We start from the raw sequence: 12,884 nt of genomic DNA on the forward strand, positions 1-12,884 counted from the left end.
CCCGCGCTTACGGGCCCACGCGAGCAGTTGCCGGTAGCCGGCCGCCGTCGCCGGAAAAAGCCCTCAACGTGGCCGGAGCAGTGCGGGAATGAGTTGACTCCCGCCCACTCGTGACCAGCAATGGCGGACAGCCGTCCGGCCTGCCCCGCGTCCGCGCCGGACGCGACGACCTCCGGGGCCTGACCCGACAACTCGTCCGCGTCGTCCACGTCCTGGAGCTCGAAGGCAACGCGCTGAGGGAAGCGAACGGCGTTCTTGAACAGGACCTGGCCGCGCGCCGCCCGGGCCGGCGCGGTTGAGCGGGGTCCCAGCCGGTCAGCTGCCGCAGGCGCAGCCCGCGGACTCCTTCGCCTCGGCCGGCGTCTGGGCCGGGTCGACGGACTGCTCGTCATGGGTGCAGCAGGCCGCAGTGCCGCAGCAGGCGTCCGGCGTGCCGTCCGCCCTCTTGCCCAGCGTGTCGGCGTCAGCCTTGACGACGTAGACCTCCCAGGGCTCCTGGCCCGGGCCGGTCACCCAGGTCTTGTCCTGGACGGCGTAGCAGCAGGAGGTGTCATTCTCCTCGAAGGTGGCCAGCCCCGCGTCCTTCAGTCGCGCGGTGGCGGCGGTGACCTGCTCGGTGCTCCCGACCTCGACGCCGAGGTGGTCCAGGCGGGTCTCCTCTCCGGCGTCGCCCTCGATGAGGACGAGCTTGAGCGGGGGCTCGGCGACGGCGAAGTTCGCGTAGCCGGGGCGAAGCTTGGCCGGCTCGGTGCCGAACAGCTTCGAGTAGAGTCTCTGCGCTCTGGATCGCGAGGAACAGGTTGTAGGCGTAGGGCGTGCTGGAGGCAGCCTCGCTGTAATCGCGACACACCGACGTGGGGGGTCATCGAAAAGGTGTCCGACCGGAAGAATCACGAAGAACACCAGCTCAGGGGCCGTTTTCGGGCTCATTGCTCCGCGCGTGCGCTGAGAGCGTCAAGACCAACAGCCCATCCCTCCTGATCACTCGCGACCTGCTCTCGGGACTCAAGGACAGCTTCCTCCTGCACCACCAGGAGGTGATCCGAACGGTCACTGCAGGGAAGACGAGCTGTCGACGCATGCCGGGATCCGGTCGGGGTAGGCGAACTGATTCGGGCTTGAACGGAGGAGGGAACATGGGCGACGTCGCCGCCCCCGGCAGGGAAAGTAGTGCCCTGTCCGGGGTTCGGGCGTGTTCTGGCGCCCTGCTCGGTGGAACGCTGGAAAACCTGCGGGAGTCCGCCATCGCGGTCGATGACGCCGGCCTCATCGTCGCGGTCAACAGCGCAGCCCTAAGCCTGCTGGGCAGGGGAGCCTCAGAGCTCGTAGGTCAGGACTTCCACGACCTGCTGCACCGGGACAGATACGGGCACTCGGTGCCGCGCTCGCGATGCTGGATGAGGAAGGCGCTGCTCACGGGGGATACCAGGCATGGCGACGCCGAGTGGTTCGTCCGCGGGGACGGCGTTCTGGTCCAGTTGTCCTGGCTGGTCACGCCCTACTCACCCGCTCCGGGCGGGACAGGTGCGCTGATGGTGTTGTACGAACCGAAGCCAGGGGACGTGCGCCACAGCGATGGCGGCCACTCCGCGCCGCTGACGGAACTGGACCGCCTGGCCTTGCTGGCAGAGACGACCACGCGGCTCACATCCACCCTGGACGCGGACGAGGCACTGCACCGACTGGCGGCCCTGACCGTGCCCCGGCTAGCGGACTGGGCCGTGTTCGATCTGCTCACCGAACGTGACGAAGTACGACGCGTTCTCGTGATGGAGTACAAGGACGGCATTCTCGTTGAGCGGGAGGACCTGCAAGGCCCGATGCCTCCGGGGCCGACAGAGTCACCGATGCCCCTGTCACGGGCCCTGCGCGGCGCCGCGTCCTCACTCGCCGGCCCCGCCACCTACCAAGGTGCGCCCGACTCCGGTATAGCGGTCGAGCAGCAGCGCCTGTTCACCGCGACAGGTATGCACTCCGCCGCCATCGCACCCATCCGCGGACTGCGCGACGTGCTCGGCGCCCTGACCCTGGGCCGGGCCCGGCGCCATGACGCGTTCACCCCTGCCGACCTGCCGCTGCTGGAGGATCTCACCCGCCGGGCGGGTCTGGCACTGGACAACGCGCGCCTGTACCAGCGCCAGCGCAAAGTCGCCGAGACCATGCAACGCCACTTGCTGCCCCAGCTGCCCGTCCTGCCGGGACTGGAGATGACCGCGCGCTACGTACCCGCTCCGGACGCCTCATCCGTGGGCGGTGACTGGTACGACGCCTTCGCCCTGGCCGCCCACGCTCACGCACTGGCCATCGGCGACGTCGTCGGACACGATCTCGACGCCGCAGCCGGCATGGCGCAGGTCCGCAACATGCTGCGGGCCTTCGCCTGGTCCCAACCCGAGGCTACACCCAGCGCCGTCGTCACTCGGCTCGACGAGGCAGTGATGCACATAGCCGAGGTACCCATGGCCACCATGATCCTCGCCAGGCTCACACTCGGCGACGACTCACTGTGGCGCCTACGCTGGACGAACGCCGGCCACCCGCCGCCCCTGCTCATCACCCACGACGGTCAGACCCGCTACCTCGAAGAGGCGCACGGCATACTCCTCGGCACCGGAGTCACCAGACCTCGTCCCGACGCCGACACCGTCCTGCCACCCCAGGCCACGCTCCTGCTCTACACCGACGGACTGGTCGAATCCCCGCACCACTCCATCGATCATGGACTGGACCGGCTGCGCCGCCACGCGGCCTCCCTCGCCCACCGCCCCCTCGACTCATTCTGCGACTTGCTGCTGGACCAGGTGCGCCCCAGCGACAACGATGACGACGTCGCCATGATCGCCCTGCGTACCCCCCATCCCGTATGACCCGCCTGCCCCATGCGTGAGTCAGACCGCGTGGGATTGAAGGCCAGGCCGTCGAGCCTCCTGAGCCGATGGGCTGCAACTTCATGCGCCTCTCTCCGCCGCGCCAAGACTTCGCGCGGTGAGGGCCCCGCACTGCCCCGCGGGTGAGCGGGGCCAGAACACAGTGTCCGCATGCCGCTTCGCCGAGGAGGACGGGCGCCGTCCAGGTCGGGGACGGTCAGGAGGAGCCGTCTGGCGAGGGGGTACGGCAGGCTCCTGCGCTGCTCGCGGTTATCGAACCTTGGCGTTTAGGTCGGCTCCGGCGTACGGCCATCACCTTCGACGGCGACTCGGGGCAGCACGACACTGATCTCGACAGCCTTGCGCACACCGGTGGTGGGACGACTTCAGGGCCGACGACGAGGGCCTGTGAGGTAGACCGCCCTCACCGTGATCACCCTGCCTGGACTCTCGTCCTGCGAAACCATGGCGAGCGGGCAGGGCGCTGGGCGTGGAGGACGAGCAGCGCCAGGGCGCCGGTCGCCCCGGACCAAGTCAGTGTGAGCAGGCCGTAGGACCAGGGGATGTGCGGGGTGAGAGCTGAGCTCAGCGCCAGCTGGGTCACGCCGTACAGGGGAAGCGCGGACACGCCCGCCACATCCATGAGCGTGTTGAAGACGGGATTCTGCAGGCCGGTGTCGACCAGGCTGAGCATGATGATGAGGAAGAAGCCCTCCAACTCGCCGCGGACGAGGGCGCCGAGCAGAAGGCCGATGCCGCCATAGGCGAGGCCGGCGCCCGCGAGGGCCAGCGCCAGGGGTGCCGCGTGGCGAACGGGCAGGGAGATGCACAACAGGATCGTGGTGTAGAAGGCCAGCGCGGCGGCGGTGAGGGCGATGGCAGCGAGCTTCGCCATCAACATCGGCAGCCGGGGATAGCCGGCCAGCAGCAGACGGCGGTCCAACTGCCGGGACAGAAAGGTCTCGGTGAATGCGATGAAGCCCGCGACCATGGTGACTGCGCCCAGCGCACTGGCCACCTGCCCCACCTGGCCGGCCGGGGCGGAGACAGGGGCGCTGATGGCGTCCAGCGAGATGCGCACCACTTGGTCGGAGGTGCACAGGCGTGCCACGGTGATCCAGACGGGGATGAACGCGACCGCCAGAACGAGGGCCAGCCGGTTGCGCAGGTGGCCCAGCAGAGTGCAGCGCAGCAGTTGGGTGAATGCCGTCCAGGAGAGCCTCATCGGACGGTCTCCTCGAAGTGCAGACGGCCCTGGCGCAGGTGAGCGATCGCGTCGAAGTGGTGCAGGTCGTGCAGCAGGTGAGACACCACGATGATCGACCGGCCTCGATCACGCAGGTCGGCGGCCAGGGTCCAGAACCGCTGATGGGTGTCCCAGTCGAAGCCCTGGTAGGGCTCGTCCAGGACAAGCAGCTGAGGATCGTGCATGAGAGCGATCAGCAGGTTCAGCTTCTGCCGTGTTCCACCGCTGAGTTCGCCGACCTGCTGTCGTCGGCAGTCGCTCAGTGCCAGCAGTTCCATCAGCTCGTCGGCGCGTTCCAGGGTCGGCAGCCGGTAGGCCGTCCGGAACAGCCGCAGATGCTGTGCGACGGTGAATGCGTCGTTCAGCACGGCCCGTTGCGGGCAGTACCCCACTGCCCCAGTCCGTGTCACCGTTCCGCGGTCGGGTGCGAGGTGTCCTACGGCGACCTGAAGCAGCGTGCTCTTCCCCGCGCCGTTTTCGCCGACGACTCCGACCAGCGTCCCGGCGGCCACGTCGAGGTCCACGTCGCGCAGGACCTGCCTGCGGCCGTACGCCTTGCAGACTCCGCTGATCAGCAGCCGTGGCCGGTGTCGCGTGATTACTGCCTGCACATGAGCCCCTTGAAAGATCGGACAGGTGGAGCGAGCCGGCCCGCAGGAAATCCCGCCACGGTGTCGGGGTCCGCGCAGGCTCACGTCCGCCGGCCTGCCCGGCTCATGACGGCTCAGCCACGTCCGGCCCGGACGTTCCGGCCCGGACGGTCCGGACCGGGCGTGCCGGGCCCGTCGTGCGGGGCGGCGCGCTGCCGCCCGATGCCCAACGACTGCATACCGGCCGGTGTAACGGCGCTGGCTCGATGTTCCACACCCGCCAGTCAGGCGTGACGTGCGCCGCGGTCTGCCGTTGTAGTGATCGATGCCCCCGACACCACAGCGAGACTTCAGCGCTCCCACGATTGTGATCGGAGCCGGCCCCCACGGCCTGGCGGCCGCCGCGCTACTGAAACGCTTCCACGTACCGACCGTGATCCTCGAACGGTCGGACCGCGTAGGAGCCAGCTGGGCGCAGCGATACGACCACCTGCGTCTGCACACCACCCCCGGCACCTCGAAACTCCCCGGCCTGCCCGTACCGCGCCAGGCCGGCCCGTGGGTGAGCCGCGACGACTACGTGCGCTACCTGGAGAGCTACGCCGCCCACCACCGGCTCAACGTCCGGCTGACCACCCCGGTACTGCGCATCCAGCGCGCCGATCCAGGCTCGGGTCCCCGCTGGCTGGTCCACACCCCGGACGGCCCCATCACCACCGACGCGGTCGTGGTTGCCACCGGCCGCTGCCACGCCCCGAACGTCCCCCACTGGCCCGGGCGTTCGGCCTACACCGGCAGGCTGCTGCACTCGGCCCGCTACCGCTCTCCGGCGCCCTACCGCGGGCAACACGTCCTGGTAGTCGGCACCGGCAACAGCGGTACCGAGATCGCCGCCGTCCTCGCCGGGGCCGGAGCCGCACGGGTACAGATCTCAGTCCGTACTCCGCCCAACATCCTGCCCCGCGCCAGCGCCCGATGGCACGCGGTCGGCCGGCTGACGGACGCCCTCCCGCTGGCGTGGCGCGACCGCAGCTCCCTGCTCACGCAACGTGTCGCGGTACCCGACCTGACCTCGCGGGGACTGCCGCGGCCCCGCACGGGCCTGTACACCCGTAACGCCCGCCAGGGGGTCAACCCGGTGCTTGACCACGGCTTCGTGAATGCCGTGCGGTCCGGGCGGGTCGAACCGGTCCCGGCCGTCCAGGCATTCGACGGGCCCGACGTGGTACTGGCCGACGGCACCCTACTGCGGCCCGACACGGTCATCGCCGCCACCGGGTACCGGACCAACCTTCACGACCTGGTGGGATCCCTCGGCGTACTCGACGAGGACGGACTCCCCCTCGTCGCAGGCGCGGAAACCCATCCCGAAGCCCCGCGCCTGTATTTCGCCGGCTACACCAATCCCCTCACGGGGGTTCTCCGCCAGGCGGGCATCGAGGCGCGCGCCATCGCCCACGCGGTCCGCCGTGAGAAGGCCCGACCGACCCTTCTCGCCCCTCGGCGGCATGCTCCGAGCTGACGGCGTTTCGAAGCCTGAACTTCAGCGCTTGCCCCCTGCAGAGCGATGGGACGCCACGGTGACAAACATGGATGTTACGGCGGGGAGCAGCGCAGACGCATGGATGTGGTGGCCGCCTTCATCGAGCCGGCCCGCTCGTGCCGCGTCGGTTCGGTGGCGGAGTGAGGGGAGCGGCCTGCGCGACGTGCTGTCCCGCACGCGTGCGGGTGAGGCACCTTCACGCACCCCGGATTCGGCCGCTGTTCGATGGCCGCTGATGCGAGCATGTTCTTCATAAGGGCCTGTCGAGCGTCTCTCGCCCATGGACCCACGGCCCGGCCGCAGCCCGGTCAGCTCTGCCCAGCGACGCACCGCCCCCTCGCCAGCGGTCGGCACAGTGTGATCAGGGCACAGCAGTCAGCGCTCACCTGAGTCAGGCCCCGCCGTAGGGCCCTCCCACCGACGCCGACCCGGCACATCGCACGGCAGACCGCGACCGGGGCCCGGCCGACGGCGGCATTGGCGTTCGGGCGTGTTGTCGATTTAGGCTGCGTCGGTTCGTGCCGTTCACGGCGGCAGCCCATCGACGGAGAGGAAAGCCGATGATGCAGCAGGCATCGGCCACCGACCCGGCTCCCGGGCGCCGCCCCGAGCTGGTCCCCGACCCGGACGCGGAGGCGGCCCGGATCGCGGCGGTGCGCCGCTACGACATCCTCGACACTCCGCCCGACGGGGCGTTCGACCGGGTGGCGGCGATGGCCGCCCGGCTCTTCGACGTGCCGGTGGCGACCGTCACGATCGTGGACACCGACCGCATCTGGTTCAAGGCCGCCCACGGCCTGGAAGGTGTCGCGCAGATCGGCCGTGATCCGGGCCTGTGCGGCTCGGCAATCCTGCGTGATGACACGATGGTCATCCCCGACACCCTCAAGGACCCCGTCGCGGCAGACAATCCGCTGGTCGCCGGGGAGATGGGGGTGCGCTTCTACGCCGCCGCACCGATCATCACCCCCGACGGGCACAAGCTGGGCACGGTCAACGTCCTCGATACCCGGCCGCGCTCGATCACCGAGGAGGACACCGCCACTCTTGCCGATCTCGCCGCGATCGTGCTGGACGAGATGGAGCTGCGGCTGTCGGCGCTGCGCGCCCTGCGCGACGAGCAGGCCCGCCGGGAGGCGGAGAGGCGGCATGCCGAGGCGGAACGGGCGCGGGCCGAGGCGGAGCGGGCGGCGCGGGAGAAGGCGGAGCAGGACAAGGCCGCCATCGCCGCGTTCGCCTCCACCCTCCAGCGCACCCTGCTGCCCCCGGCCCTTCCCGTGGTGCCGGGCCTGGAACTGGCCTGCCACTACCGCACCGCCTCCGCCCACGACGTGGGCGGCGACTTCTACGACGTCTTCCCCCTCGACGGCGGCCGGTGGGCGTTCTTCCTCGGTGACGTGTGCGGCAAAGGCCCCGAGGCGGCGACCGTCACCGCCCTGGCCCGCCACACCCTGCGCGCCACGGCCCAGATCGACGCCGACCCCGTCACCGTGCTGAGCTCGCTCAACACCATGCTGCTCACCGACGTCACCGCCGGCCGCCGCTTCTGCACCGTCCTCTTCGGCCTCCTCGAGCCCCGGGAGGACGGCGGCTTCACCGTCACCCTCGCCACCGGCGGCCACCCGCCGGCCTACCACGTACGCCCCGACGACAGCGGCGCCGTCTGGGTGCGGGCCGTACGCCCCAAGGGCGGCATGCTCGTCGGCGCCTTTCCCCAGGCGCCCTTCGCCCAGACCACCTTCTCCCTGACAGCCGGGGAAAGCCTGTTCCTCTACACCGATGGGCTGACCGAAGCCCGCACCACCGAGGGCGCCATACTCGGTGACGACGGCCTGACCGGCTTCCTCCACCAGCGCACCGGACCCGTCACCGCCACCTCCCTGGTCGAGGACAGCATCACCCTGCTGGCCTCGCTGCCCGACGGAGCCGGCGACGACGTGGCGCTGCTGGCCCTGTCCGTCCCCCACCCTCACACCATGCCCGACGGCAGTGTCGCTGCCACCGCCCACACCGCCACCGCGCCCGAACACTTCGGCCAGGAGCGATGACCGACGTGACCGACACGCTGCAGCTGACCGTCCAGCACCCCCGTCCCGGCCTCGCCATCGCCACAGTCGCCGGGGACGTGGACATGCGCACCGCGGAAACCCTGCGCCGCGACGCCTCGACGATCATCGAGCAGGGGTCCCCGCACCTGGTTCTGGACCTGTCACAGGTCGGTTTTTGCGACTCCGCCGGTCTGAGCGCGCTCATCGGTCTCTGGCACGCCGCCCAGGCGGTGGGCGGTGCACTCGGGCTCGCCAACGTCCCCGACCGCCTGATGCGGATGCTCGTCCTCACCGGTGTCGACACGATCCTGCCGGTCCATGTCACCACGAGCGAAGCAGTCACCACCATGATCGCCGACAATCCCACCAGCGCAGGGCCGCAGGGCTCCGTCGACCGTGTGACCACCGCCGGCGGGGCTGGTGCGCCGGCCGAAGGGGAGCACACGGCCTGCGACAGCGCTCGTAACCCCTCCGCGAACTTGAACTGATCGCGCGGACCCGTCACGACGGGGCGTCTGTACCAGCGATCGAGCCCGGTGCTCCTACCGCAGTACCCCCGCGCTGGCTGTCCCGTTCCCCGTGTGCCGCGGCGGCCCGCAAGCGATAGGCGGCAGCGGCGTTGGAGACGCAACCGGCGTTCTTCTTCCTCAGGTGATGTGGAAGAGATACCGCGCATCGCCGGGAGCCGGTTGCCCGGCGGACGTCCGGGCGACAGTCAGACTCACGTGGGGACTCCGTTGAAAGGTGACGGTTGCGGACGCGCAGGGCGATGCCTTGCATGTTGATCTCCAGCGGCAGCAACCAGCAAGTGATCAACGAGGCCCGTAAGGACCTGCCCGTCCTGCAGACCCACCTGAAGCTCGCCGAGCAAACCCAGTCGCAACTCGGCTGACGACCCCGTGCACAAGGTCGAAACCTCACCGGTGCGGGGATGAAGATCTACGGGCGGTCGCCGGTGCCGCCTTCGGTGGGTGCTGACGTGTGCTGGTGGCCACCGGGGCGGACGGTGCGCTGGGCGTCGTTGATGCTGTCACGGGCAGCGGCGGCGACCGCTTCGGGAGTGATGCCGAACTCGGAGTAGAGGCGCTGGTAGTCGGCGGAAGCGCCGTAGTGTTCCAGGCTGACGACTCGCCCGGCGTCGCCGATGACCTCGCGCCATCCCTGTGCCACAGCGGCTTCGACGCTGACGCGGGCCCGGACGGAGGGTGGCAGGACGGAGTCCTGGTAGCTCTGCGGCTGGGCGGCGAACCACTCCCGGCACGGCATCGACACCACCCGCACGGCGAGGTTCTCCGCGGCCAGCAGGGTGCGGGCCTCAAGGGCGATGTGGACCTCGGAGCCGGTGGCCACCAGGATCACCTCGGGTGCTCCGTCGACGGCGTCCGCGAGGACGTAACCGCCGCGGGCCGCTTCCCGGGCCGGGGCGTACTCGCCGTTGCCGCGGTCCAGGACGGGCAGGTTCTGCCGGCTCAGGATCAGGCCGGCGGGCCGGTCGGTGTGCTCCAGGATGGTCTGCCAGCAGGCGGTGGTCTCGTTGGCGTCGGCGGGCCGCACGACGTCGAGGCCGGGGATGGCGCGCAGCGCGGCGAGCTGTTCGACGGGTTGGTGGGTGGGACCGTCCTCGCCCAGGCCGATGGAGTCGTGGGTCCAGATGTAGGTCGCGGGCAGCTGCATGAGGGCGGCCAGGCGTACGGCAGGGCGCATGTAGTCGGAGAAGGTCAGGAAGGTGCCGCCGTAGGGGCGTGTCAGGCTCTGCAGGGCGATGCCGTTGAGGATCGCGCCCATGGCGTGCTCGCGGATTCCGAAGTGCAGGGTCCGCCCGTAGGGGCCGCCCTTCCAGTCCTTGGTCTGGCGGTCGGCGGGGAGGAAGGACGGCTCGCCGTCCATGGTGGTGTTGTTGCTTCCGGCCAGGTCGGCCGATCCTCCCCACAGCTCTGGCAGGACCGGCGCGAGCGCACTGAGGACCTCGCCGGAAGCGGCCCGGGTGGCCATTCCCTTGGCATCGGCAGGGAAGACGGGCAGCGCGTCGGTCCAGCCGTCGGGCAGTTCCTGCTGCCGCAGCCGCTCCAGCAGCGCGGCGCGCTCGGGATTGGCCTTCTGCCAGGCCGTGAACGTCTCGTCCCATGCCGCGTGCGCCTGACGGCCGCGCTCAGCCGCCTGCCGGGTGCGGGCCAGGACCTCGTCCTCGACGGTGAAGTGTGCGCCGGGGTCGAAGCCGAGCAGTTTCTTCGTGGCGGCGACCTCGTCCTCGCCCAGCGCGGAGCCGTGGGCCTTGCCGGTGTTCTGCTTGTTCGGGGCGGGCCAGCCGATCAGGGTGCGCAGCATGATCAGCGACGGGCGGCCGGTCTCCTCCCTCGCGGCCCGTGTGGCGGCCAGCAGCGCGTCGACGTCCTCGACGTAACTGCCGCTGCCGGTCCAGTCGACGGTCTGTACGTGCCAGCCGTAGGCGGCGAAGCGGGCGGGTACGTCCTCGCTGAAGGCGACGTCGGTGTCGTCCTCGATGGAGATGTGGTTGGAGTCGTAGAAGACGGTGAGGTCGCCGAGTTGCTGGTGGCCGGCCAGGGAGGCGGCCTCGCTGGCGACGCCCTCCATCAGGTCGCCGTCGGAGGCGATGACGTAGACGTGGTGGTCGAAGGGGCTGGTGCCCGGCTCGGCGTCGGGGTCCAGCAGTCCGCGTTCGCGGCGGGCCGACATGGCCATGCCGACCGCACTGGCCAGGCCCTGGCCCAGCGGTCCGGTGGTGATCTCCACTCCGCGGGTGTGCCGGTGCTCGGGGTGGCCGGGAGTGGCGGAGCCCCAGGTCCGGTACGCCTCCAGGTCCGACAGCTCCAGGCCGTAGCCGGCCAGGTAGAGCTGGATGTACAGGGTCAGGCTGGAGTGCCCGCAGGACAGCACGAACCGGTCCCGTCCCAGCCACTGGTCGTCTTCCGGGTCGTGCCGCATGACGTTCTGGAACAGCAGGTAGGCCAGAGGGGCGAGGCTCATCGCGGTGCCCGGGTGCCCGTTGCCGACCTTCTGCACCGCGTCGGCCGCCAGCAGCCGTACGGTGTCCACCGCGCGCACGTCGACCTCGTCCCAGCCTGCCTGCTCCGCTACCGGGAGCGCCAAGGACCTGTCGCGTCCTGCAATGCCGTCGGGCTGTTCACTCGCCATGCCGTTGCTCCTTCGTCAAGCCGGGCCCTCTGCTTCAGCCGTGCTCTGCTTCGGGACAGCAGCACACGCCCCCTCGACGACGTGTGGACCCGGGTCAGAACAGGCGTACCCCACAGACGGCATTCCATCGCAGTGCCGCCCACTGGGTGCCACGCGGTGAGCGGATGCGCCGAATGCCCACCCGGTTTGCGGGCGCTGGGCCGTGGATACACGGTCGAGGCATTCCGGACAGCGCAGCGTGAAAGAAGGGAACGCCCATGGGACACGGCGGGGACGTCATCGCGGAACTGACCACCGACCACCGCGAGGTCGAGGAGCTGTTCGGGAAGATCGAGGCCCTGAGCCCGGGGGACAAGCAGTGCAAGAAGTACGCCGACCAGGCCGTGATCGAGCTGGTGCGGCACTCGGTCGCCGAGGAGGCGTACCTGTACCCGGCCGTGCGCGAGTTCCTGTCCGACGGTGACACGGTCGCCGACAAGGAGATCGAGGACCACGCCGAGGCCGAACGGACGATGAAGGCGCTCGAAGCCGTCGGCGCCGACGATCCGGAGTTCGACCGGCTCATCGGTGAGCTGATGACCGAGATCCGCAGCCACGTCCGCGACGAGGAGGACAACCTCTTCCCCCGGCTGCGGTCGGCGGCCTCCGAAGAGGAGCTGATGAAGCTGGGTGACAAGGTCCGCCAGGCCAAGAAGACGGCGCCCACCCGGCCGCACCCGTCGGCTCCTGACACCCCGTCGGCCAACAAGCTGCTGGCCCCCGGCACGGGCATGGTGGACCGGCTCAGGGACGCCCTGACGGGGCGCGGCAAGGACTGACGACGCACGGCGTCCGCCCGGAACGCCGCGCTGCGCGGCTTTTGCTAGAGGGGGCCCGTCACATAGGGAGTGAGGACAGCCGTACTGGCCCTGAGGGCCACCGGGCGTCGTCGCGCAGGGGCGTCACCATGGTCCGCAGCGGCATGGTCACGAGGCAGCCTTCGGGTTGTTCGACGAGTACGTCCTTGTCGAGCGGGTGCCATCCGAGGCGCTGGTAGAGCGACACGAGGGGAGGTCGGCAGAAGAGGAGTGCGTGTTGAGGACCCATCGTTCGGGCGTGCTCCAGGGCAGCTGTGACGACGAGGCGAGCGAGGCCCTGACCTTGCATGCCGGGTGAGACGGCCACCCCGCCGACGCCCACCACCTCTGTCTCGGCGTCGCCGATCGCAACAGGCAGTCGCAGCAGGCCGGCGTGTGCCACGAGGCGGCCGTCGTGCCGGATGCCGAAGTGCTCTTCTTTCGGCAGCCAGGTCAGACCGGTCCAGGCGACACCGAAGGGATCATCGCTGATGCCAAGGATCTCCTCCTGGTCCGCCTTCGTGTACTGGGCGAGCCGCACCACAGTCGGTGCCACAGTGGATCGGTTCTCAGTCATTCCCGCATGATGATCTCTCCGCCG

Annotated in this window: 11 protein-coding genes; 6 read left to right on the top strand and 5 right to left on the bottom strand. The window is 70.0% G+C overall.

Annotated features, from left to right (window positions below):
- Window positions 1-110: 110 nt before the first annotated feature.
- Entirely contained in the window at window positions 111-299 is a 189-nt protein-coding gene (locus ACE4Q9_RS06290) for a hypothetical protein (RefSeq protein ID WP_385845887.1), read from the top strand.
- 16 nt (window positions 300-315) lie between these two features.
- Here ACE4Q9_RS06290 and ACE4Q9_RS06295 read toward each other — a convergent pair whose 3' ends face one another.
- Window positions 316-828, bottom strand: coding sequence for an ArsI/CadI family heavy metal resistance metalloenzyme (locus tag ACE4Q9_RS06295; protein ID WP_397987137.1), 513 nt, complete (start codon window positions 826-828; stop codon window positions 316-318).
- Between the two features lie 308 nt (window positions 829-1,136).
- Between ACE4Q9_RS06295 and ACE4Q9_RS06300 the strand changes: the two genes are divergently transcribed.
- Entirely contained in the window at window positions 1,137-2,867 is a 1,731-nt protein-coding gene (locus tag ACE4Q9_RS06300) for a SpoIIE family protein phosphatase (protein WP_397983226.1), read from the top strand.
- 433 nt (window positions 2,868-3,300) lie between these two features.
- Here the strand turns inward: ACE4Q9_RS06300 and ACE4Q9_RS06305 are convergent, their stop codons facing one another.
- On the bottom strand, window positions 3,301-4,092 hold the full coding sequence (locus ACE4Q9_RS06305; protein ID WP_397983227.1) for a hypothetical protein: 792 nt from the start codon (window positions 4,090-4,092) through the stop codon (window positions 3,301-3,303).
- Window positions 4,089-4,724, bottom strand: coding sequence for an ABC transporter ATP-binding protein (locus tag ACE4Q9_RS06310; RefSeq protein ID WP_397983228.1), 636 nt, complete (start codon window positions 4,722-4,724; stop codon window positions 4,089-4,091). Before ACE4Q9_RS06310 ends, ACE4Q9_RS06305 begins: the two co-directional genes overlap by 4 nt.
- A 304-nt stretch (window positions 4,725-5,028) precedes the next feature.
- On the opposite strand from ACE4Q9_RS06310, the gene ACE4Q9_RS06315 reads away from it, so the two are divergent.
- The 3 genes from ACE4Q9_RS06315 to ACE4Q9_RS06325 all read left to right on the top strand — a co-directional run bounded on the left by ACE4Q9_RS06315 (window position 5,029) and on the right by ACE4Q9_RS06325 (window position 8,782).
- The gene (locus ACE4Q9_RS06315; RefSeq protein ID WP_397983229.1) at window positions 5,029-6,225 is read left to right on the top strand and encodes a flavin-containing monooxygenase; all 1,197 of its coding nucleotides are present in this window, start codon (window positions 5,029-5,031) and stop codon (window positions 6,223-6,225) included.
- Between the two features lie 581 nt (window positions 6,226-6,806).
- A complete protein-coding gene (locus ACE4Q9_RS06320) occupies window positions 6,807-8,294 on the top strand; it encodes a PP2C family protein-serine/threonine phosphatase (RefSeq protein WP_397983230.1) in 1,488 nt (495 codons plus the stop codon).
- Window positions 8,295-8,299: 5 nt separating this feature from the next.
- On the top strand, window positions 8,300-8,782 hold the full coding sequence (locus tag ACE4Q9_RS06325; RefSeq protein ID WP_397983231.1) for an STAS domain-containing protein: 483 nt from the start codon (window positions 8,300-8,302) through the stop codon (window positions 8,780-8,782).
- 451 nt (window positions 8,783-9,233) lie between these two features.
- Here ACE4Q9_RS06325 and tkt read toward each other — a convergent pair whose 3' ends face one another.
- Window positions 9,234-11,447 (bottom strand): transketolase, encoded by a 2,214-nt coding sequence (gene tkt, locus ACE4Q9_RS06330; RefSeq protein WP_397983232.1) that lies wholly within the window; start codon window positions 11,445-11,447, stop codon window positions 9,234-9,236.
- Between the two features lie 257 nt (window positions 11,448-11,704).
- Here tkt and ACE4Q9_RS06335 point away from each other — a divergent pair, with 257 nt between their 5' ends.
- Window positions 11,705-12,265, top strand: a complete 561-nt coding sequence (locus tag ACE4Q9_RS06335) for a hemerythrin domain-containing protein (RefSeq protein ID WP_397983233.1) — start codon at window positions 11,705-11,707, stop codon at window positions 12,263-12,265.
- Window positions 12,266-12,323: 58 nt separating this feature from the next.
- On the opposite strand, the gene ACE4Q9_RS06340 is transcribed toward ACE4Q9_RS06335, so the two are convergent.
- Window positions 12,324-12,860, bottom strand: a complete 537-nt coding sequence (locus ACE4Q9_RS06340) for a GNAT family N-acetyltransferase (protein ID WP_397983234.1) — start codon at window positions 12,858-12,860, stop codon at window positions 12,324-12,326.
- Window positions 12,861-12,884: the final 24 nt, after the last annotated feature.

Origin of the sequence: Streptomyces sp. AM6-12 (assembly GCF_044327085.1) — a bacterium.
GTDB lineage: Bacteria > Actinomycetota > Actinomycetes > Streptomycetales > Streptomycetaceae > Streptomyces.